Annotated in this window: 20 protein-coding genes; 11 read left to right on the plus strand and 9 right to left on the minus strand. The window is 65.6% G+C overall.

The window, feature by feature from the left end:
* From ACOQFP_RS19920 to ACOQFP_RS19935, 4 genes are all read left to right on the plus strand, one after another.
* On the plus strand, positions 1-501 hold a 501-nt coding region (locus ACOQFP_RS19920; protein ID WP_421583944.1), incomplete at its 5' end, for a zinc-binding dehydrogenase.
* Positions 498-1,130: an MBL fold metallo-hydrolase gene (locus ACOQFP_RS19925; protein ID WP_421585313.1), complete on the plus strand. Its 633-nt coding sequence runs from the start codon at positions 498-500 to the stop codon at positions 1,128-1,130. The genes ACOQFP_RS19920 and ACOQFP_RS19925, both read left to right, overlap by 4 nt.
* Positions 1,131-1,243: 113 nt before the next feature.
* Complete coding sequence (locus ACOQFP_RS19930) at positions 1,244-1,951, plus strand: DUF5642 family protein (protein ID WP_421585314.1); 708 nt, start codon at positions 1,244-1,246, stop codon at positions 1,949-1,951.
* A 150-nt stretch (positions 1,952-2,101) separates the two neighbouring features.
* Positions 2,102-3,217, plus strand: a complete 1,116-nt coding sequence (locus ACOQFP_RS19935; protein ID WP_421585315.1) for a DUF4192 domain-containing protein — start codon at positions 2,102-2,104, stop codon at positions 3,215-3,217.
* A 17-nt stretch (positions 3,218-3,234) separates the two neighbouring features.
* On the opposite strand, the gene galE is transcribed toward ACOQFP_RS19935, so the two are convergent.
* The gene (gene galE / locus ACOQFP_RS19940) at positions 3,235-4,215 is read right to left on the minus strand and encodes a UDP-glucose 4-epimerase GalE (RefSeq protein ID WP_206488285.1); all 981 of its coding nucleotides are present in this window, start codon (positions 4,213-4,215) and stop codon (positions 3,235-3,237) included.
* Between the two features lie 46 nt (positions 4,216-4,261).
* A complete protein-coding gene (locus tag ACOQFP_RS19945; RefSeq protein ID WP_206488287.1) occupies positions 4,262-4,948 on the minus strand; it encodes a metal-dependent transcriptional regulator in 687 nt (228 codons plus the stop codon).
* Between the two features lie 185 nt (positions 4,949-5,133).
* On the opposite strand from ACOQFP_RS19945, the gene ACOQFP_RS19950 reads away from it, so the two are divergent.
* Entirely contained in the window at positions 5,134-6,402 is a 1,269-nt protein-coding gene (locus ACOQFP_RS19950; RefSeq protein WP_206488289.1) for an acetoin utilization protein AcuC, read from the plus strand.
* Between the two features lie 109 nt (positions 6,403-6,511).
* Positions 6,512-9,169 (plus strand): GNAT family N-acetyltransferase, encoded by a 2,658-nt coding sequence (locus ACOQFP_RS19955; protein WP_421585379.1) that lies wholly within the window; start codon positions 6,512-6,514, stop codon positions 9,167-9,169.
* A 136-nt stretch (positions 9,170-9,305) separates the two neighbouring features.
* On the opposite strand, the gene ACOQFP_RS19960 is transcribed toward ACOQFP_RS19955, so the two are convergent.
* The 3 genes from ACOQFP_RS19960 to ACOQFP_RS19970 all read right to left on the minus strand — a co-directional run bounded on the left by ACOQFP_RS19960 (position 9,306) and on the right by ACOQFP_RS19970 (position 12,351).
* The gene (locus tag ACOQFP_RS19960) at positions 9,306-10,277 is read right to left on the minus strand and encodes a sigma-70 family RNA polymerase sigma factor (protein WP_206488291.1); all 972 of its coding nucleotides are present in this window, start codon (positions 10,275-10,277) and stop codon (positions 9,306-9,308) included.
* Positions 10,278-10,455: 178 nt separating this feature from the next.
* On the minus strand, positions 10,456-11,949 hold the full coding sequence (locus ACOQFP_RS19965; RefSeq protein WP_421585316.1) for a DUF7059 domain-containing protein: 1,494 nt from the start codon (positions 11,947-11,949) through the stop codon (positions 10,456-10,458).
* Between the two features lie 33 nt (positions 11,950-11,982).
* Positions 11,983-12,351: a DUF3099 domain-containing protein gene (locus ACOQFP_RS19970; RefSeq protein ID WP_206488295.1), complete on the minus strand. Its 369-nt coding sequence runs from the start codon at positions 12,349-12,351 to the stop codon at positions 11,983-11,985.
* Positions 12,352-12,444: 93 nt separating this feature from the next.
* Here ACOQFP_RS19970 and ACOQFP_RS19975 point away from each other — a divergent pair, with 93 nt between their 5' ends.
* A complete protein-coding gene (locus tag ACOQFP_RS19975) occupies positions 12,445-12,681 on the plus strand; it encodes a DUF3039 domain-containing protein (protein WP_206488297.1) in 237 nt (78 codons plus the stop codon).
* Between the two features lie 10 nt (positions 12,682-12,691).
* Here ACOQFP_RS19975 and ACOQFP_RS19980 read toward each other — a convergent pair whose 3' ends face one another.
* Positions 12,692-13,771, minus strand: a complete 1,080-nt coding sequence (locus tag ACOQFP_RS19980; protein WP_421585317.1) for a YihY/virulence factor BrkB family protein — start codon at positions 13,769-13,771, stop codon at positions 12,692-12,694.
* Between the two features lie 188 nt (positions 13,772-13,959).
* Between ACOQFP_RS19980 and ACOQFP_RS19985 the strand changes: the two genes are divergently transcribed.
* The gene (locus tag ACOQFP_RS19985) at positions 13,960-15,696 is read left to right on the plus strand and encodes a DEAD/DEAH box helicase (protein ID WP_341244737.1); all 1,737 of its coding nucleotides are present in this window, start codon (positions 13,960-13,962) and stop codon (positions 15,694-15,696) included.
* A gap of 124 nt (positions 15,697-15,820) precedes the next feature.
* Here the strand turns inward: ACOQFP_RS19985 and ACOQFP_RS19990 are convergent, their stop codons facing one another.
* The gene (locus tag ACOQFP_RS19990; protein ID WP_206488299.1) at positions 15,821-16,015 is read right to left on the minus strand and encodes a DUF7455 domain-containing protein; all 195 of its coding nucleotides are present in this window, start codon (positions 16,013-16,015) and stop codon (positions 15,821-15,823) included.
* 231 nt (positions 16,016-16,246) lie between these two features.
* Here ACOQFP_RS19990 and ACOQFP_RS19995 point away from each other — a divergent pair, with 231 nt between their 5' ends.
* Positions 16,247-17,179: an EamA family transporter gene (locus tag ACOQFP_RS19995; RefSeq protein WP_421585318.1), complete on the plus strand. Its 933-nt coding sequence runs from the start codon at positions 16,247-16,249 to the stop codon at positions 17,177-17,179.
* A 28-nt stretch (positions 17,180-17,207) separates the two neighbouring features.
* Positions 17,208-17,567 carry a DUF952 domain-containing protein gene (locus ACOQFP_RS20000; RefSeq protein WP_206488301.1) on the plus strand — a complete coding sequence of 120 codons (360 nt, stop codon included), beginning with the start codon at positions 17,208-17,210 and terminating at the stop codon, positions 17,565-17,567.
* Positions 17,568-17,657: 90 nt separating this feature from the next.
* Here the strand turns inward: ACOQFP_RS20000 and ACOQFP_RS20005 are convergent, their stop codons facing one another.
* A complete protein-coding gene (locus ACOQFP_RS20005; RefSeq protein ID WP_206488303.1) occupies positions 17,658-18,989 on the minus strand; it encodes an RNA polymerase sigma factor in 1,332 nt (443 codons plus the stop codon).
* Between the two features lie 172 nt (positions 18,990-19,161).
* Complete coding sequence (ppgK, locus tag ACOQFP_RS20010; protein ID WP_206488305.1) at positions 19,162-19,974, minus strand: polyphosphate--glucose phosphotransferase; 813 nt, start codon at positions 19,972-19,974, stop codon at positions 19,162-19,164.
* A 233-nt stretch (positions 19,975-20,207) separates the two neighbouring features.
* On the opposite strand from ppgK, the gene ACOQFP_RS20015 reads away from it, so the two are divergent.
* Complete coding sequence (locus ACOQFP_RS20015; protein ID WP_421585380.1) at positions 20,208-21,080, plus strand: inositol monophosphatase family protein; 873 nt, start codon at positions 20,208-20,210, stop codon at positions 21,078-21,080.
* Positions 21,081-21,087: the final 7 nt, after the last annotated feature.

Raw genomic sequence — 21,087 nt, forward strand, 5'->3', positions numbered from 1 at the left:
ATCGCCGGTGCCCGGCTGGCCGGGGCGTCGACGATCATCGCGGTCGATCGCGACAAGGGCAAGCTCGACTGGGCGGTCGATCTCGGTGCCACCCATACCGTCGATGCCTCGGCGGTCGATGTCGTCGAGGCCGTCCAGGAGCTGACCGGTGGGTTCGGGGCCGATGTGGTCATCGATGCCGTCGGTCGTCCGGAGACGTGGAAGCAGGCGTTCTATGCCCGTGATCTGGCCGGAACGGTGGTGTTGGTGGGGGTCCCGACACCGGAGATGACCCTGGAGATGCCGTTGATCGATTTCTTCTCCCGTGGTGGCTCGTTGAAATCGTCCTGGTACGGCGACTGCCTTCCCGAACGGGACTTCCCGATGCTGGTCGATCTGTACGAGCAGGGCCGGTTGCCGCTCGAGAAGTTCGTCACCGAACGGATCGGTCTCGGGGACGTCGAGGCGGCGTTCGAGAAGATGCATCAGGGCACCGTGCTGCGGTCGGTGGTGATCGTATGAGCGGCACCGTCCGAGTACAGAACGTCGTCACCTCCGGCACCTTCAGCCTCGACGGCGGCACCTGGGACGTCGACAACAACATCTGGTTGATCGGTGACGACGAGGAGGTCGTGATCGTCGATGCCGCGCACACCGCCGCGCCGATCATCGAGGCGGTCGCGGGTCGGCGGGTGAAGGCGATCGTCTGTACCCACGGTCACAACGATCACGTCACGGTCGCCCCGGAGTTGTCGGCGGCGCTGGATGCTCCGATTCTGTTGCATCCGGCCGACGACGTGTTGTGGGATCAGACCCATCCCGGCGTGAAGCATGGTGTGTTGGAGGATGAACAGCGCATCACGGTGGCTGGAACGGACATCGTCGCGTTGCACACACCTGGGCATTCGCCGGGGTCGACGTGTCTGTATCTGCCCGAGGTGGGGGAGTTGTTCTCCGGGGACACTCTGTTCTCCGGTGGCCCGGGTGCCACCGGACGCTCGTATTCGGATTTCCCGACCATCATCGGGTCTATTCGGGACCGCTTGTTCGCGTTGCCCGCCGAGACCCGCGTCAACACCGGGCACGGGAACCGGACACGAATCGGCGACGAGTCACCACACCTCGAGGAATGGATCGCCCGCGGCAACTGAGGTGCGACACCGACGTCTCGTGCCTGCCGCATCGGAGAGCATCCGAGTGAGACAGTGATGGGGACGCCGACGCACTCGCGGCGGCGTCCCCACCACCTACGAAAGAGACGCCTGTGAGCCCCGCCACACGAACACCCCGCCTGGCCATCGCTGCAACGTCGGCGGCAATCGGTGTGCTCGCGCTGGTGGGATGCAGCTCCACGGTCACCGGCACACCCGAGCCGAGCGCGGGCGGCACCACCACCTCCCCGTCGGATGTGGATCTGAACACCCTGCTGATCGACCCGTCGAGCTTTCCGGCCCCGTACGACGCCCTGGTACTGCCTCAGCAGGCAATCTCGCAGGCCGCACCCGATCTGAGCGGAATACCTGCCGGTGCTCAGGTCAGTCCAGCCGGATGCAAGCCTGCCGATCAGGATTTCAGCCCCGAGGGCACCGCCATGATCGTCGGCACGGACAACGACAGCCGATCCACCATCTCCATCGAACTGACCGCTGTCGACGAACCGCTCTCTGCCCGCAAGAAGCAGCTCGAACAGTGCGGTGAGGTCACGGCAACCAAATCCGGGGCCACCTCCACGGTGACCTCCACCCTGACCCCGCCGCCGCCGATCGGTGCGGACGAGACCTTGGCCGTCCGACAGACGGTGGCGTCCGGAGCCGGCGGCGACGCAGTCACCCAGTCGATGTTGACGCTGATGGCGCAGATCGACGACATTCGGGTGTCGGCCACGTTCATGTCGTTCGGCTCCGAGACACCGGACACGGCGACACTCGATGAGCTGTTCACTTCGGCCGTGCAGAAGGTAAAACAGGGGTAACTGCGCCCTAGCAGAGGGCGGCGACACTGTCCTGCCGTCTGTGCCCTCGACAGCGCAGTTGCTCCACAGCAGGATCGGTTCTCCACAGCGGACTGCGAAAGCCCAGCTCACCTCGTGTTCGGTGCCGTCCGGGCCGTCAGGATTCTCGGCATGCAGACACCGACCAACTCTCACGGCAACTTCGACTCTCGACATCGCATACACCTCGGCGACGCAGCCGAGCTGATGGCAGGGATACCGGCAATGCTCGGGTTCCATCCTCATCGGTCGATGGTGCTCATCGCGGTCAAGGACGGCGGCGCGACCGTCGGACCCACGATGCGTCACGACCTGGTGCTCGCCGGCGAGCACCTCGACCGGCGCGCGGCCGACGGGTCCCGGGCAACCCAGGAGATGCTCGACGTCATCGGCTACCTGGCCGGCTACTGCGCGGCGGAGAACATCCCCGCGGTCATGGCGGTGTTCGTCGACGACCGGCTCGATCCGGTAGCCCGCGGCCCGCACCTGCTCGATGTCGAGGCTCTGGTGAGTGAACTCGTCGGCACGCTGAACACGCTCGGCGTGCAGCTTTTCGCTGCGCTCGCGGCACCCGAGATCGCCGACGCTGCGCCGTGGTGGTCATTGTGTGGACCGCGGCGACACGGTCTGATGTCCGACCCTGCGTCCTCACCGCTGACAGTCGCCCGCGTGCTCGACGGATATTCGGTGCGCAGATGCCGAGGCGAGCTGGCCGCAACCATCGCGCCAGGGCCCGAGAGCACGGTGCAGGCAGTGGCCACCGAAATCGCCCGACGTGAGCGCGGCACCACGAGGTCCCGCGCAGACGAGTTGAGCTCCGTGCTGGCCTATCTCGCGCGGGCACCGTACGACACCGAGCTCGAGCCCGCCGACCTCGCCCGGATCGCGATCGCGATCGGTCACGTTCACATCCGAGATGCACTGCTCGCCTTGACGCTTGGCGACGACGCCGGCTACGTCGAAGAATTCTGGGCGAACGTCTGCCGCGTCCTTCCCCGCCGTGAACGGGCGATCGCGGCAACGCTCGTCGCGTTCAGCGCGTATGTCCGCGGGGACGGGCCGATGGCCCGCACGGCGATCGATGCAGCCCTCGACGCGGACGGCACGCATAGATTGGCGCAGTTGTTGGACAGATCGCTCACTGCCGGTGCCGGCCCCGAACTCGTTCGCGAAGTCGCCGAGAGCGGGTTCGCGTGCGCACGGGACTGCGGCGTTCGCTTACCCGGCGATCCGTTCGGTCGACGATGACGACCGAACCGGCACGATCAGCGCGCCGCGTGGGACCGATCGCCCAGACCGCGCAGGAAATCCCATGCGTCGGCCACGATGCGATCGAGATCGGTTCGCTGTGGTGCCCATTTCAGCTCCTCGACCGCACGCGCACTGGATGCGATGAGAACAGCCGGATCGCCGGCCCGACGGGGGGCGTGCTCGGCGGATATGGGTAGCCCGGTGACCCGCTCACAGGACGAGATGACCTGCTGCACGGAGAAGCCGGTGCCGCTGCCGAGGTTGTAGATGGTGTGCTCACCTGCTCTGGCTGCGTCGACGGCAAGGATGTGGGCCTCGGCGAGGTCTGCGACGTGGATGTAGTCCCGCACGGCCGTACCGTCCTCGGTGGGCCAGTCGGTGCCGAAGACCGAGATCTTCTCTCGCTGCCCGAGTGCGACCTGCAACACCAGGGGAATCAGATGGGTCTCGACGACGCGGTTCTCTCCGAAGCCGTTGTAGGCACCGGCGACGTTGAAGTAACGCAAGCTGGTGGCCGCCAGACCGTACGCCGCCGCATACGAGGTGATCGCATGATCGATGGCGAGCTTGGTGGCCCCGTACGGATTGGTGGGACGGGTCGGTGCATCTTCGGTGATGGGCGTCGTCTCGGGTTCACCGTAGGTGGCGGCGGTCGAGGAGAACACCAGCTTCGGGGTGCCGGACGCGCGGATCGCATCGAGCAGGGCCAGGGAGGTGACCACGTTGCCGCTCCAGTACTTGTCGGGCGCGACCACCGATTCGCCGACGAGAGACTGCGCCGCGAAATGCAGAACGGCGTCGAACCCGCCGCCGATCAGAACCTCGGCGGCAACGTTCTTGATGTCACCGTCGATGAACGTGGCACCACTGGGGACGGCGTCCCGGTTTCCGGTGGACAGGTTGTCCACGACAACGACATCGTGGCCGCGCTCGACGAGCACGGCCGCGCAGACGCTGCCCACGTAACCGGCACCACCGGTGACCAGAAGCTTCACAGTTCGTTCTCCCTCACCCGCGCCGATGCCGTTGTGGGTGGGAGGTTCACACCTTCTTCACCTGGACGGCGTGCGCCATTTCGTCGGATATGTCGACACCGCTGTGTCCGGGCACCGTGATCGTCACCGACCCGGGCTTGGACTCGACTGTAACCCGAGCATCGGGAACCACGCCTGCCTCGCGAAGCTGAGCGATCACCTCGGGATCGGACTGAACGTGCTCGGCGAGACGACGGACGACGACCGCAGTCGGCTCGCCGACCGGTACATCGGTGAGGCGGATGAGCGCTTCCGGTGCCAGGGTCGACTGACCGAGACCCAGCTCGGCCAACCCGGGAATCGGATTGCCGTAGGGCGACGTGGTCGGGTTGTTCAGCACTGCGACCAGACGACGCTCGACCTCCTCGCTCATCACGTGCTCCCAGCGGCACGCCTCGGCGTGCACGTCTTCCCAACGCAGACCGATGATGTCCACCAGTAGACGTTCGGCCAAACGATGCTTGCGCATGACGGCAACGGCCAGGCTGCGGCCCTTCTCCGTCAGTTCGAGGTGCCGATCGCCGGCAACCGACAACAGACCGTCCCGCTCCATCCGCGCGACTGTCTGGCTGACGGTGGGACCGCTTTGTTCCAGCCGCTCGGCGATCCGCGCGCGGAGCGGAATCACGCCCTCTTCTTCCAAGTCGTAGATCGTCCGGAGATACATCTCCGTGGTGTCGACCAGATCCTTCACACTCAACCCCTTCGTCGGGCTCGATCCTACCGTCAGCACCCCGACATCGGCGCTGCACCCAGGAGCAGCGGGCGCGGCGCACCACAACGGAGTGCATCGTTTCCCGTGGCGTCTCACAAGCGAACTAAGGGCACAACACCGGAACCCGGCCACACCGTCCCGCGCGGCAACGTAGTTTTGACCACATGGCTGATCAGGCGACACGCGCCGCCGAGCACATTCCGACCCGCCCCGAGGACATCGTCGTGTGGAGCGCGGACTATCTGGGATATCGGTGGAGCGACGAGCACCCGATGAACCCCACCCGACTCGATCTGACGATGGCCCTGGCCACCGATCTCGGTGTCCTCGAGGGCATCGAACTCGTCGAGCCGTCGGCCGCCCCGGATTCGGAGCTGCTTCGATTTCACACTCCCGCATACATCGAGGCCGTCAAGCGGGCACCGTCACAGGGACCGGCATTGCGCGACCCCGGTGATGTCGTCCACGGCCTCGGTTCCGACGACAACCCGGTGTTTCCGCAGATGCACGAAGCGAGCGCCATGCTCGCTGGAGGCTCGCTGGCGGCGGCCCGCGAAATCGCCTCGGGACGGGCCCGCCGTGCGGTGAGTATCGGTGGCGGCATGCATCACGCGATGGCCGACTGGGCCTCGGGCTTCTGTGTCTACAACGATGCGGCGATCGCCATCTCGTGGTTGCTGGACAACGGCTTCGACAGAATCGCCTACATCGACGTCGACGCGCACCACGGGGACGGCGTGCAGGCGGCTTTTCTCGGCGACCCGAGAGTGCTCACCGTCTCGTTGCATCAACACCCTGCGACGTTGTGGCCGAATACCGGATGGTCGAGCGAAGTGGGAGCCGAGCGGGGTGAGGGAACCTCGATCAACGTTCCGCTGCTGCCGGGCACCGCAGATCGGTTGTGGTTGCGTGCGTTCCACGCGATCGTGCCGGGTGCGATCTCGGCGTTCGGGCCGCAGATCATCGTCAGCCAATGCGGTGTCGACAGCCACAGAGAAGATCCGCTCGCAGATCTCGCGCTGACCGTCGACGGCCAGAACGCCGCATTCCTGGCCATGCGTGATCTGGCGGACAGATACTCCGAAGGTCGGTGGTTGGCCGTCGGCGGTGGAGGATACGGCTTGGTGCGGGTCGTGCCACGGGCCTGGACGTACCTGATCGCCGCCGCGCTCGGCCGCACGGTCGATCCGACGTCCGCGCTGCCGGACGCGTGGCGCGAGCGCGTGCGGACAATGGCTCCGAGCGTCGACCTGCCGCAGACCATGGGTGACGGGGGAGACGTCGACTATCCGGCCTGGGATGGGCCCGGTGGATCTCTCACCGGGGCCGACGGCGCGGATCGGGCTCTCGAACGCGTCGACTCGGCGATCATCGCCACCCGTCGGGCAGTGTTTCCGCTGCTCGGGCTCGATCCGGAGGACCCGCGTGACTGATCCGACCGACACCCCCTCGGCCGACGAGCCGACCGTCGCGGCATCGGATCCGAGCGAGAAAGACCTGAGCGAGAAGGACCCGAGCGAGAACGAACCGAGCGAGAAGGACCTGGCCAGAGAGCGTGCGGAAACGTCGTTTCCGCGGCACTGGGTGGCCGATGTTCTCACCTCCGACGGCGGGGTGGTGCACCTGCGACCGATCGTCCCCTCGGACGCCGAGCGCATCATCGCCTTCCACGGGCGGCTGTCCGAGCGGACGAGGTATCTGCGCTATTTCGGTCCGTATCCCACGATGCCCCAGCGGGACGTACTGAACTTCACCACCGTCGATCACCACGACCGCGTCGCGTTCGTTGCAGTGCTCGGCGACGACATCATCGCCGTCGGACGCTACGAACGTCTGCCCGAGGGTGAGGGCAATTCCGCCGAGGTCGCCTTCGTCGTCGCGGACGCGCATCAGGGCCGCGGGCTCGGGCCGATTCTGCTCGAGCATCTCGCAGGAGCCGCCGCCGAGAACGGTGTCGACATGTTCGTGGCCGAGGTCCTCGCCGAGAACCGCAACATGGTCACGGTCTTCCGGGAAGCGGGATACCAGGTGAGTCGGTCGTTCGAGGGCGGCGTCCTGCGGTTGGAGTTCGCCATCGACCCGAGCGAAGCGTTGCTCTCGGTGCGCAATTCGCGTGAGCGCGCCGCTGAAGCCCGCAGCGTGCGCAACGTGCTCAGCCCCCGTTCGGTGGCGGTCATCGGTGCGTCGACGGACAGCTCGAAGGTGGGCAACGCCGTGCTCGCCAATCTGTTGGCCGGCGACTTCACCGGCCCCGTGTATCCGGTCAACGCCGACCACAGGTCGGTGCGCGGAGTCCGCGCCTACGCCACGGTGCACGACATCCCCGATCCGGTCGATCTCGCCATTGCAGCGGTTCCGGCCGATGCCATCGACGCGGTGCTCGACGATTGTCTGGACAAGGGTGTCAAGGCACTGCTGGTGGTGTCGGGTGGATTCGGCGAGACCGGTCCTGCGGGCCAGGAGAGCGAACGCAGGCTGGTACTGGCAGCCAGGGCGCACGGCATGCGCTTGATCGGGCCCAACGCATTGGGAGTGGCGAACACCGACCCCGAGTTCGGGCTCAATGCCACCCTCGCTCCGCATCTGCCGACGCCAGGAAACGTCGGATTCTTCTGTCAATCCGGCGCTCTCGGCATCGCCATCCTGGACGAGGCGGCCAACCGAAGGCTGGGTCTGTCCACGTTCGTCTCGGCCGGTAACCGTGCCGATGTGTCCGGCAACGATCTGCTGCAGTACTGGGACTCGGACCCGGCAACGGAGGTGATCCTGCTGTACCTGGAGAGCTTCGGTAATCCCAGGAAGTTCACCAGGATCGCCCGCCGGGTGGCGCGTAGCAAGCCCATCATCGCGGTCAAGAGCGGCCGCGGAGCCGTCCCGCCCGCACACGCGATCGGTGCCGATATCGACGACTCGATCGTGCGCGCACTGTTTGCACAGGCCGGGGTCATCCAGGTCGAGACCATCTCGGAACTGTTCGACTGCGCGGTCCTGTTCGGAAATCAGCCGCTACCGGCCGGACCGAGGGTTGCCGTCGTGGGAAACTCGACGGCGCTCGGCGTCCTGGCCGTCGACGCCGCTCGGGCCAAGGGCCTGCATGCGAGCAGCCCGATCGACGTCGGTCCGCAGGCAGGCCCGGAGGATTTCGCCGCGGCTGTGTCCTCGGCGTTGGCAGCGTCGGACATCGATGCCGTCATCGTCGTGTTCGTGCCGCCGGTGGCGGTCGAGGTGGAGCCGTTCGCGGCGGCGTTGGGCAATGCCGTCCGTGGGTCCGACAAGCCGGTGCTGTCGACCTTCCTTGCCGCCGAGGGCATCCCCGACGTGTTGGCGGTGCGTGGTCCGGGCGGTAATCCGGTTCGCGGTTCGGTGCCCTCGTACTCGAGCCCGGAGCGGGCTGTCGCGGCTCTGGCCGCGGCGTGGCGCTACTCGGCGTGGCGATCGCGGCCGGTGTCGAACCTGGTGCGACCCAAGAGCGTCGACTCCGAACGCGCCAAGCATCTCGTCGACCGTTGGCTGCCGACGGGTAGCCCAGGACGGTGGCTCTCGGACTTCGAAACCGCTGAGCTGCTCGCCTGTTACGGCCTCGACGTCGTGCCGTTTCACACCGTGACGGACGAGGACGAGGCCGTCGCCGCGGCGGACGAACTGGGCTACCCGGTGGCAGTGAAAGCGACGGGGGAGCGATGGCGGCACCGACCGGATCTCGGCGGGGTCCGACTCGACATCGCCGACGCCTCCGCGGTGCGGGTGGCGTATCGCAACCTGGCAGCCGACTCGGGCGAGCCGATATTGCACGTCCAGCGCATGGCGATCAAGGGAATCGGCTGCGCCGTACGGGTGCAGGACGACCCATCGTTCGGCTCGCTCATCTCGTTCGGCCTGGCCGGTGTCATCTCGGATCTGCTGGGCGACCGCGCGTATCGGGTACTTCCACTCACCGAGGACGAAGCTGCACAGTTGATCGATGCGCCGAAGGCCGCCCCACTACTGTCCGGATATCGCAATGCGGTACCGGTCAACAAGAACGCACTCATCGATGTCGTTCAGCGCATATCCGTTCTCGCAGAAGATGTTCCGGACATTCGAGAAATTTCCTGCGAGCCGATCCTTGCCTCCGCCGACGGTGCCGAGATCACCGACGCTCGGGTGCGCATCGGACCCGAACCGACCAGGGCCGATCTCGGCCCGCGTCGACTCCGCTGAACAGGCAACCGACAAGGTCCGAAAAAAGCGGCAGCCGAACCGACGTCCGCGAGGGGGAGGGAACGTCGGCTCGGCTACCGCATGTGGTGGCGCCAACAGGAATGGTCACCGTTGCCCCACCTGTCGGTGGGTGCGCTCAGCTCGCGTACGAGCGAAGCTTCTCGGCGCGATCGCCTTGGCGAAGCTTGACCATGACCTCGCGTTCGATCTGGCGAACCCGCTCGCGAGAAAGCCCGAAGAGCTTTCCGATCTGATCGAGAGTGCGTGGCTGGCCGTCGTCCAGACCGTAGCGAAGGCGAATGACCTGCTGCTCGCGCTCGTCGAGAGTGCCGAGGACGACACGCACGTCGCTGTGCAGCAACCCGGCGATGACGGCATTTTCGGCGGAGGTCGCCTCCGAGTCCTCGATGAAGTCGCCGAGGGGAGCCTCCTCGTCGCTGCCGACCGGCATGTCCAAGCTCACCGGATCGCGGCTGTGATCGAGCAGATCCGCGATCTTGTCCACCGCGATACCCGACTCGTTCGACAGTTCCTCGTCGGTGGCCTCGCGCCCGAGCTGCTGATGCAGCTCACGCTTGATTCTTGCCAGCTTGTTGACCTGTTCGACCAGATGGACAGGGAGCCGGATGGTACGGCTCTGGTCTGCCATGCCACGGGTGATGGCCTGGCGGATCCACCAGGTGGCGTATGTCGAGAACTTGAATCCCTTGGCGTAGTCGAACTTCTCCATCGCGCGAATCAGACCCAGGTTGCCTTCCTGGATGAGGTCGAGGAGCGGCATACCGCGACCGGTGTAGCGCTTGGCCAGGGAAACGACCAGTCGAAGGTTCGCCTCGAGGAGGTGGCTCCGTGCGGCGCTGCCGTCACGAACGATGATGGCCAGGTTGCGCTTCTTCACCGCGCTCAGACGCTTGGTGTTCTCGAGAACCTGCTTGGCGTACAGACCAGCCTCGATCCGCTTGGCCAGATCGACCTCTTCCGCGGCCGTCAGCAAGGCTGTGCGGCCGATGCCGTTGAGGTACACCCGAACGAGATCGGCTGCTGGGCTCTGGGCGTCCAGATCGGCATCGGTGGGCCGTGGACGAATCGTGGTGCTGGGGCTGGTCATGACTTGCCTCCTGGTCGGTGGTGTCTCACAGGGTTCAACGCTCGGGAGACTCCGATAAGTTCCCACGCCGATCCTTCTGATACCCGCTTGACCAGGGACTACGTCAGGTGCGTCCTGAGAAGTTGCTGAGAAGTGAGACCGCTCGGAACTGTGCTGCGCGTGCGCACACCGTCCGCACTCATCGAGCGGGCCGAACCAGGCCGTGCCGCACGAGTCCCTGCATCATCGGAACCGCGTGCGCCGCTAGTTCGTCGGCGTCTTCGCCGTGTGCGGCAGCGAGCAACTCGACCAATTCGCCGACCGGCAGACCGTCGGGTCGGAGCCCGGCCAGCAGCGCCGCACCGAGTTCGTCGATCTCGTGCTGCCACTGCGGCCCGTTGCCACGATGCACTCGCACCGCCACCGGAGACCAGCCCTCGGCACCGGGAAGGTAGACCCGTTCGAGCGCGGTGTCCGGATCGAGAGTCAACACCGAATCGAGGACGTCGTGCTCGCGCAGCCAGTCCAGTCGTGCGAAGTACTCCAGCGGTTCGTTGCCCAACGGGTCGGAGAACCCGTGCGTGAGTTCCTCGGCCAGAAGGTCGGTGGGCAGCTCGGTCTTCCGGAGGTAGACGAAGCCGAAGCCGATTCCCTCCACGTCCGCGGCAGTGAAATGATCGAGCCAGGACTGGGCCACCGGGGCCGCCTCGGGATCGCGGGGGTCGAGTCCGCCGTCGCGCATCCACGTGCCCACGTACAGGGCCGGATCGGCGACGTCTCGCTCGACGACCCAGGCATCGACCCCATGTTCGGGGAGCCAGGACGCGACCCGAGCGCGCCAATCCTCACCCCGAACGTGAACCCAGGACGCCAGAATCGCCGCTGTACCGCCCGGCGTCAGGTACTGCGGGGCCTGCCCGATCATGAGCGCGCTGGCCCCGTCCAGATCGAGACCCGAATCTCGGTAGGAGTGCCGTACTTCGGCGCGTCCGACGACGAACGGCGGGTTGGCCACGACCCGATCGAACGTGCGCCCGGCCACGGGCTCGAACCAGGAACCGTGCAGCAACTCGACGTCGAGGCCGTTGAGTGCCATCGTTGCGGCCGCGAGATCCATCGACCGAGGACTGATGTCGGTTGCGGTCACCCGATCGGCGTAGCCACAGGCGTGGACAGCCTGCACACCGCAGCCGGTACCGACGTCGAGAACGCTCGAGACCGGGGACGTGGGAGTGCCGCGAAGCAGCGACAGTGAGGCCTGCCCGACGCCGAGCACGTGGTCGGCAGCAGTGTCCGCCACGCGCATGCTGCCATCGGGATCCGAGACGATCCACCGAGTTCCGTGTCCGGCGTCGAGAGGGCGAATGTCGAGCAGCGTCCGCACCGTCGACCCGGTGCGAACAACGATGCCCGCGGCGATGGCATCGGTGACGGTCAGTGGCGCGATGGCCTCGGCGACCTCGGCCTCCGGACAATCGTCGACGAGCAGAAACAGGCGCACCAGAACTCCCAGTGCACCGGAACCCCGGCTGGCGTTGCGGACCGGCACCGGCTCACTGCGCCCCAGCGCGGCGTGCGCGTCGTCGCCGAGGAGCCTCAGGACGCCGTCGGCGTCGTAGCCGTTCGCCTCGAAGGCGAGCCGGAGCCGGGAACAGGCGGCAACGAGAGACGAGGAGCAATCATGCGAAGTCACCGGCCCAGTCTCGCACCGAGGAATATCGAAGTGTCAGTCGTCGCCCGGTTCGATCACCCGGTGGTCCCGCGACTCCAGTTGCGGCGCGTCCACGGTGCGGTTGTCGTAGCGGCTCATCTCGTCCTTGGTTCGCGGTGGCCGATCGTTGGCGATCAACACCGCCATCCACGGCAGCGGTATGGACACACCGACGATCGCCATGGAGATCCACGGATTCATCCACATCCCGTACGCGATGGCGGCCAACACCAACGCCGGAATGCGGAACGACATGATGAACATGTACTTGCGTACCCGCTTTTTGTGCTGCTCCTCGACCGACTGCTGTGCCTCGGTGATCAGGACCGGCCCATCCGGCGAGTCGCGATACGCGCTGCCGTCGAACCCTGGGGTTCTCGTCATACCTCCACTGTGGCACTACCGCCCACGGAATGCATACGACGGGCTGTGGAACCGGTTGGCACCTGCTGTGAATTCACGGATTAATCTGTGTTCATGAGCACTCAGACGAAGGACCGTCCCGATATCGCTCCGGACGAGACCACCGACGACGACCGACCGAAGTTCTTCCACTACGTGAAGAAGAACAAGATCGCCGAGAGCGCCGTGATGGGTACGCACGTGGTCGCACTGTGTGGAGAGGTGTTTCCCGTCACCAAGTCCGCCAAGCCCGGCTCTCCGGTGTGCCCCGATTGCAAGAAGATCTACGAGGGCTTGAAGAAGGGCGACTGATACTCCCGGCTCATCCGAGTCCTCGGTCGGTGGTCGGCTCGGGTCGATCCGTCCGGATTCGATCTGCGGGCAGTTTCATCGGACCCGTGGCCAGCCGTCGGGCCATGGCCGTCATCGGTCCCGACGGCTTGTCGTCGGCGGCGGTCTGCGCCGCGATCCACTCGCGCATCTGTTCCATTCGGGTGGCACGGGCCGGCCAGAACTCCTGAATGGTGGCGTTGAACTCCGCTCCCAGCACGATCGCGAAGCCGAGGAAGAACGTGAACAGCAGAAAGGCGATGGGCGTCGCCAGTGCGCCGTAGGTGTACCCGGTGCTCGTCACCCAGGTCAGGTAGCGGCGCAGCACCGCACTGGCGATCATGAAGAACACGCCCGCCAACAGTGCCCCGCCGAGCAGTCGATGCCACGGCAGCGAGGTGTGCAGAGCCAGCTTGTACAACGTCGTCAAGCCGATGATCAGCAGCAGACCGACGGCCGGGTAGTAGAAGAAGTCGACCAACTCGCTGCCGACATCGAGCCACGAATCGGGCAGGATCTGCTGCACGTACACCGGACCGAGGGCGACGAGCGGAAGTACGAAGACCGCGATGACCAGGAATCCGACATAGAGCAGCAGCGCGAAGAACCTCTGCCAGATCGGATTTCGCGCGTCCGCCTGTCCATGTGCTTCGACGATCGAGTCGACGAACGTCGAGATCGCCGACGATCCCGCCCAGAGTGACAGCAGAAAGCCGACGGACACGATCTCTCCGCTGCCCTGTGCGAGGACGTCCTTCACCGTCGGCGCGATGATCTGCTCGACGACGCTGCCGCTGAACAGGGTGTTGCTGAACGTGATGATCTTGGACTCGATGATCTCGACGGTGTTGGGTCCGAACCATCCGCCGACGAATCCGAGACTGCCGAGCACACCGAGAAGCAGCGGCGGCAACGACAGCGTCTGCCAGAACGCTGCGGTGGCGGCCTTGCTGAAGATCGAGTCGTCCCAGGCCTTGCTCAGGGTGCGCAAAGTCACTTTCCACACCAGATGTATCGGCTTTCGCGCCGACAATCGTTCCGGTGTCGGAGTTACGGCTGCAGACTCGCTCATGGTTCCTCCAGCATTCCTGACGAATGGGGACTTCGCTAACCACCGACGCGCCGTGTTGCGTCCGACTCACCCCAGCGATGCGTGATCGGTCGGTGCGGAGCGTTAGGCTCCTCGGCGGACACTGCAGGGCTACCGAGAGCGCGAGGAACTACATCGATGCCAGGAACCGGCGGCCAGTGAGCGCTGACATGTTCGATCCCACACCACCGTCCACCGAGCAGGTGGCTGCTCCTGTGAGCGGGGCTCCGCTGCGTGCGTGGCAGCGGCGCGCGCTGACGAAGTACCTCGTCGCGTCGCCGAAGGATTTCCTCGCCGTCGCGACACCGGGCGCAGGTAAGACGACGTTCGCTCTGCGCGTTGCCGCGGAGTTGCTCGCCCATCGGACGGTCGATCAGGTCACCGTGGTCGCGCCCACCGAGCACCTCAAGCATCAGTGGGCCGAATCCGCGGCCCGGGTCGGGATCGCTCTGGATTCTCGCTTCTCCAACTCGACCGGCCAGACGTCGAGCGATTACCACGGCGTGGTCGTGACCTACGCCCAGATCGCCTCCCATCCGTTCAAGCATCGGGTGCGCACGGAAGCGCGCAAGACCCTCGTGATCCTCGACGAGATCCATCACGGCGGGGACGCGAAGAGCTGGGGCGAGGGGATCAGGGAGGCCTTCGGCGACGCCACTCGCCGTCTGGCATTGACCGGTACTCCGTTCCGCAGTGACGACAGCCCCATCCCGTTCGTCAACTACGAACCCGATCAGGACGGGGCGATGCGGTCCAAGGCCGATCACTCGTACGGGTATTCCGACGCGTTGGCCGACGGGGTCGTTCGACCGGTCGTCTTCCTCGCGTACTCGGGTGAGGCACGTTGGCGAGACAGTGCGGGCGAGGAGTACACCGCACGACTCGGTGAGCCGCTCAACGCGGAACAGACAGCGAGAGCGTGGCGCACGGCCCTCGACCCGCAGGGCGACTGGATGCCCGCGGTGCTGTTGGCCGCCAACACGCGGCTGGCGCAGCTGCGCGCGGGTGGGATGCCGGACGCGGGCGGCCTGGTGATCGCGACCGACCAGACGGTCGCTCGCGCGTACGCGAAGCTGCTCGAGGTGATCACCGGCGAGACGCCTGCCATCGTGCTGTCGGACGATCCCACGTCCTCGGCCCGCATCGCGGCCTTCGCAGGTGGCGACCAACGCTGGATGGTCGCCGTGCGGATGGTGTCCGAGGGCGTCGACGTTCCGCGTCTGGCTGTTGGCGTCTACGCGACCAGCGCGTCGACACCGCTGTACTTCGCGCAGGCGATCGGTCGATTCGTGCGATCGCGTCGCCCGGGCGAGACGGCGAGCGTATTTCTGCCGTCGGTGCCGGTGTTGCTCGATCTCGCCTCGCAGCTCGAAGCGCAACGTGATCACATTCTCGGTAAGCCGCACCGGGAGAAGGACGGTTTCGACGACGAGTTGCTCGCCGATGCGAACAAGCAGAAGGACGAACCCGGCGAAGAAGAGAAGGCATACACCTCGCTCGGCGCGGACGCCGAACTCGACCAGGTGATCTACGACGGTTCCTCCTTCGGTACCGCGACGTTCTCCGGTAGCGACGAGGAGGCCGACTACTTGGGTCTGCCCGGGCTGCTCGATGCCACCCAGATGCGGGATCTGCTGCGGCAGCGGCAGCAGGAGCAGATCGACAAGCCCGCGGCGACTCCCGCCGTCCCGGTACCTCCGGTCGTGAGCGAGAGGGCCACCAGTGCGGGCCAGTTGGCCGGCCTGCGGCGTGAGCTGAACAGTTTGGTGGCGGTGTACCACCATCGCACCGGGAAGCCCCACGGTGTCATTCACGGCGATCTGCGCCGTATCTGCGGCGGGCCGCCGACAGCCATGGCGTCGGCCGATCAGTTGAGCGAGCGGATCGCGCAGCTGCGAAAAATGTAGAACGCGAAAATGTTAAACGCAGTAGAGCAAAAAATGACGGACGGTCTCGAAGACCGTCCGTCATTCTTGTCGATATTCGTTCGTCGATTGTGGCGAACCTTGTGTCCCCCGACGTGTCGGTGGGCTACACCGTGGAGTCCGATTCGGTCATCACCGTTGCGTTCACCTCACGCAAGCGGCCTTCGTGCTCGGTGGCGTGGTGACCGCAGAAGAGAAGTTCTCCGCCGGTCGATAGCACGACACGTGCGCGGGCCCCTGCACCGCACCGGTCGCACCGGTCCGCTGCTGTCAACTGTGGGCTGGTCAATGTTCCGGGCATGACTCCTCCGTACTGGCTCGCGGTTTCCCGTTTGCCTGGGGCCGGTCCGCCGCGTCGGTATGGCGCGGTTCGTTCACTCTGTCAGACGTATGGCGGTCACGCGTTGTTCCCGAGGGCGTTTCTTTGTGTTGTCACTAACACGAAACATCCCTCACGAGCTGGAACGCAGCAGAAGCTGTTCGCTGACAGCTGACACAGGCTCCGTGTGCGCCGCGCAGTAAGGTCGCCGATGTGGCTTCGACGACTCCATCTTCGCTGTCCGGCGCGTCGAAGCTGGGCATCCCGTCGCTGTTCGTGATCGGCGCGGTGTGCATGTACGTCGGTGCGGCGATCGGGGTGTTCCTGTTCGACACAGCCCCTCCGGCTGCGGTGGCCTGGCTGCGCGGTTTCGGGGCTGCGCTGGTGTTGCTGGCCTGGCGTCGGCCGTGGCGCGCTCGGGCCGGTGCAGGCGGTGCCTGGACCATGCGTCGGGCGGGCACAGCCGCTGCGTTCGGCGGGGCCACGATCGGTATGAACGTGATGTTCTACGAGGCCATCGCGCGGCTGCCGCTCGGTGCCGCGGTGGCGATCGAATTTCTCGGGCCGATCGCGGTGGCCGCAGCGGGTTCGCGGAAACGTGCGGATGTGTGTGCGCTGCTTCTCGTCGTCTGCGGCGTCGGTGCCATTGCCTCCGCACAGTTCGACGGTGGTGAGGTCGGCCTGGTGGGAATCGCATTCGCGCTCGGCTCCGCAGCGCTGTGGGCTGCCTACATCGTGCTGGGGAAGACCGTGGCGGATGCGGGCAGAGGACTCGACGATATGGCGGCCGGTTTCGCTATCGCCTCGGTGATTCTGGCCGCACCGCTGTTCGGCCCGTTCGCACTGACACACGTCGGAGTCCTGGGTGACTGGCGAATCTGGGTTCTCGGCCTTGGCGTCGGGCTGCTGTCGAGCGTGGTTCCGTACGTTCTCGATCAGTACGTCCTCGTGCGAGTGGGTCGGGCTCGGTTCGCGTTGCTGCTGGCATTGCTTCCTGCGACGGCCACAGTGGTCGGTGCAGTGGTGCTGACCCAGGTTCCGACGAGCCTCGAGGCACTCGGAATCCTGGCCGTCATCGCGGCTGTGGTGGTCACAGGGCTGCCTGATCGACGCGGTCGCGGCTCTGTCGAGATTCCACCGCCTTGACCGGCACGGCACCGGGCAGAATAGGACCGTGACCAGTACACCGGAGGACCTCGTTCACATCTGCACCGCAGGGGAGTGGCTGTCGATGCGCGGGCAGGACCGATACGTGCCCGACTCGTACGAGGAGGTGGGGTTCGTTCACCTGTCCACGCCCCAGCAGGTGCACTTGCCGGCGAACCGGTTGTTCGCGGGCCGAGACGATCTCGTTCTGCTCCGCCTGGATCCCGCTCGACTGGCGGCGCCGGTGCGGTGGGAACCCGGGGTGCCGACCGATCCGCAGTCGATGACGTTCCCACATCTGTACGGGCCGCTGCCGGTCGCGGCCGTCACCGCCGTGCTCGACTACCGACCCGGGCCGGACGGTGTTTTCGGCGTTCCTCGGATGTGACGGTGTTCGGGCACCAGCGCAACAAGGCCCGCCGATCGCAGTGATCGGCGGGCCTTGTTCGGCGGAGCCTGGTCGGCGAAGCCCGGACACTCAGTCCAGGTAGTCGCGCAGCACCTGAGAGCGAGAGGGGTGACGCAGCTTCGACATCGTCTTGGATTCGATCTGGCGGATCCGCTCGCGGGTGACGCCGTAGACCTGGCCGATTTCGTCGAGAGTGCGGGGCTGTCCGTCGGTGAGGCCGAAGCGTAGGCGCACAACACCCGCTTCGCGCTCGGACAGCGTCTCCAGGACAGACTGCAGCTGATCCTGGAGCAGGGTGAACGACACTGCGTCGACGGCCACGACGGCTTCGGAGTCCTCGATGAAGTCGCCGAGCTGGCTGTCGCCCTCGTCGCCGATGGTCTGGTCGAGGGAAATCGGCTCACGCGCGTACTGCTGGATCTCCAGCACCTTCTCGGGCGTGATGTCCATTTCCTTGGCCAGCTCTTCGGGAGTGGGCTCGCGGCCGAGATCCTGAAGCAACTCGCGTTGAATGCGGCCGAGCTTGTTGATGACCTCGACCATGTGCACGGGGATGCGGATCGTGCGGGCCTGGTCCGCCATGGCCCGAGTGATGGCCTGTCGAATCCACCAGGTTGCGTACGTGGAGAACTTGTAGCCCTTGGTGTAGTCGAACTTCTCGACCGCACGAATCAGACCGAGGTTGCCTTCCTGGATGAGATCGAGGAAGGCCATGCCGCGACCGGTGTACCGCTTGGCCAGCGACACGACGAGGCGAAGGTTTGCTTCGAGGAGGTGGTTCTTGGCGCGGTTTCCGTCTCGACAGATCCACGTCATGTCGCGGCGCTGCGCCACGGGGAGCTTTTCGCCCTTCTCCGCGGATTCACGCATCTTCTCGACGGCGAACAGGCCCGCTTCGATGCGCTTGGCCAGTTCGACTTCTTCCTCCGCGTTGAGGAGCGCAACCTTGCCGATCTGCTTGAGGTACGCACGGACGGAGTCCGCGGACGCGGTGAGTTCGGCGTCCTTTCGTGCCTGTCGCAGCGCCTCGGATTCCTCTTCGTCCCAGACGAAGTCACCCGAAGCCTTGTCTTCTGCGGTCGGCTCGCTGGTGGGGTCCTCTTCGGTGTCGTCACCGGCAGCAACGACCTCGACGACATCGTTGGCAGCGGCTGCGAGGTCGCCTTCGGAAATGTCGATGTCTTCGATACCGGGTGCGCTGTCTTCTGCGTCGTCCCCGATCGCGGGATCTGCTGCTGTCTTCTTTGCTGCGGCCTTCTTCGCCGGTGCTTTCTTGGCAGCGGCTCGCTTGGCCGGTGCCTTCTTTGCCGGTGCCTTCGCAGCGGGTGCCTTGACAGCAGGTGCAGGTGTCGCAGACTCGGTCTCGGAATCTACGGTCTGACGGATATCGGTGGCTGCCACGTACGCCCTTTCGTGACGAAGTCGTGCGGCGTCACGCCAGAGTTGTTTCCGGCGGAGAGGTCTTCGGATTCGGCCGGCTGCGTACCGGCACACACCATTGTAACGACCTCTCAGGAGTTTGTTACCGACCCTCGTACTACAGAGGTGGCGAGGCAGCGTGTCAGTGTGCTCGTCAGGGGTTGCTCGCGGACTCCGCGGACGGAACTGCGCTGTCTGCGGCCAGCGCCGCCCCGACGATCCCGGCAGTGTTCAGCAGGGTTGCCGGTACGACGGGAGTGCGATTGGTCAGGTGCGGAATCCACTTCTCGCTCTTGCGGCTGATGCCACCCCCGGCGATGAACAGATCCGGCCAGAGCAACGCCTCGAACGTCTCGAGAACCTTCGAGACCTCCTTGGCCCATTCCTTGTAGGACAGATCCTTGTTCTCCTTCACCGACGACGCCGCACGATGCTCGGCCTCCTTGCCGTCGATCTCCATGTGGCCGAACTCGGTGTTGGGTAGAAGTACCCCGTTGTGCAACACTGCCGAGCCGATTCCGGTGCCGAAGGTCAGCAGTACGACGACACCGTCCTTGCCTTTGCCGCCGCCGTACTTGTCCTCGGCAACTCCGGCCGCGTCCGCATCGTTGAGCACGGTGATGCTCTCGGTCCCGATGGCCTTCGCGAACAGTGCACGCGCATCGGTGTCGATCCAGGATTTGTCGATGTTGGCGGCCGAGCGAGCGACTCCGTTCGTCACCACCGCAGGCAGCGTGATGCCGACCGGACCGGTCCAGTCGAAGTGTTCGACGATTTCCGCCACGGTGCGTGCGACCGCGTCGGGCGTCGAGGGTTGGGGTGTCGCGATCTTGTAGCGATCGCCTACGAGTTCCCCGGTGCTCAGATCGACGATGCCGCCTTTGATGCCGCTGCCGCCGACGTCGACGCCGAATCCGTGTCGAGCTGTTCCGGTGGTGCTGGTGTTGTCCGAACCTGCCTGTGTCATGTGGATGTCGCTCCTGGCCCGATCGAATCAGTGTGATGCCGTTGCCACCGAACAATAGTGCGGATTCTTCGTTCAGGGGACGCCGACACCGACCCGCCGCTCTCGACGCGTCGCAGCGGTGGTGCTCGGCCCTCGGTGTGTGTTGCGATGTACGCGTGCCGAAATCAGACGGATCGCAGAACGCTACCGCCAGTGCAGAATTGCCGGAACCGCAATCGGAGGCGGCGGGCGGGGTGGCCAGTGCCCGATCGACCACTCGTGAGGTGGACGTATTGCGTGAGATCGCAGTTCGAGTGGCAACGAACGCCGCCGCGCACGTACGCCTGAGACGACCTCAGGTGTTCGGAGGGGGCTCGCACGTCGATGACGGTGCGGTGCAATCCAAGAGCACACCGACCGATCCGGTCACCGTCGTGGACACCGAGACCGAGCGTGTTCTGCGTGAGATGTTGGCGAGGTTACGGCCCGCTGATGCCGTTCTCGGAGAAGAGGAGGGTGCCGAGAACGACTCCCTCGACGGCGTGCGGTGGGTATTGGATCCGATCGACGGGACAGTGAACTTCATGTACGGGATCCCGGCGTATGCGGTCTCCGTCGCCGTTCAGATCGATGGTGTGAGCGTGGCCGGTGCCGTGGTCGATGTTGCCCGTGAGCTCGTCTACTCCGCGGCGAAGGGCCGAGGTGCGGTGGTGGAGCGGGCCGACGGCACGCAGGAAATATTGCGGTGCTCGGGTGTCACGGAACTGTCGATGACGTTGCTGGCCACGGGATTCGGTTACGGGGCGCGGCGGCGTGCCGTGCAGGGAGCGATCGTGTCAGAGCTGTTGCCGCAGGTCCGCGACATTCGTCGGATCGGTTCGGCGGCACTCGATCTGTGCATGGTCGCGTCCGGAACCGTGGACGCTCATTTCGAGCACGGCCTCAGTCCGTGGGACTGGGCTGCCGGTGGTTTGATCGCGGCCGAGGCAGGAGCTCTGGTTCGGCTCCCCGCTCCGAACTCGACGAGTGCACAGGGATCGGTGACAGTGGCCATGGCTCCCGGAATCTCGGAGGCCTTCCTCGCGGCACTACGCAGCGCAGGCGCTCTCGATCCGATTCCGGGCTGACCCAGGC

This window comes from Rhodococcus sp. MALMAid1271 (assembly GCF_049195265.1).
Taxonomy (GTDB): domain Bacteria; phylum Actinomycetota; class Actinomycetes; order Mycobacteriales; family Mycobacteriaceae; genus Rhodococcoides.

What these genes read in the sequence shown, in the direction of transcription:
- ACOQFP_RS19925 (WP_421585313.1), top strand. Translation starts at nt 498, where the DNA reads ATGAGCGGCACCGTCCGAGTACAGAACGTCGTCACCTCCGGCACCTTC.
- ACOQFP_RS19935 (WP_421585315.1), top strand. Translation starts at nt 2,102, where the DNA reads ATGCAGACACCGACCAACTCTCACGGCAACTTCGACTCTCGACATCGC.
- ACOQFP_RS19950 (WP_206488289.1), top strand. Translation starts at nt 5,134, where the DNA reads ATGGCTGATCAGGCGACACGCGCCGCCGAGCACATTCCGACCCGCCCC.
- ACOQFP_RS19960 (WP_206488291.1), bottom strand. Translation starts at nt 10,277, where the DNA reads ATGACCAGCCCCAGCACCACGATTCGTCCACGGCCCACCGATGCCGAT.
- ACOQFP_RS19970 (WP_206488295.1), bottom strand. Translation starts at nt 12,351, where the DNA reads ATGACGAGAACCCCAGGGTTCGACGGCAGCGCGTATCGCGACTCGCCG.
- ACOQFP_RS19975 (WP_206488297.1), top strand. Translation starts at nt 12,445, where the DNA reads ATGAGCACTCAGACGAAGGACCGTCCCGATATCGCTCCGGACGAGACC.
- ACOQFP_RS19980 (WP_421585317.1), bottom strand. Translation starts at nt 13,771, where the DNA reads ATGAGCGAGTCTGCAGCCGTAACTCCGACACCGGAACGATTGTCGGCG.
- ACOQFP_RS19985 (WP_341244737.1), top strand. Translation starts at nt 13,960, where the DNA reads ATGTTCGATCCCACACCACCGTCCACCGAGCAGGTGGCTGCTCCTGTG.
- ACOQFP_RS19990 (WP_206488299.1), bottom strand. Translation starts at nt 16,015, where the DNA reads ATGCCCGGAACATTGACCAGCCCACAGTTGACAGCAGCGGACCGGTGC.
- ppgK (WP_206488305.1), bottom strand. Translation starts at nt 19,974, where the DNA reads ATGACACAGGCAGGTTCGGACAACACCAGCACCACCGGAACAGCTCGA.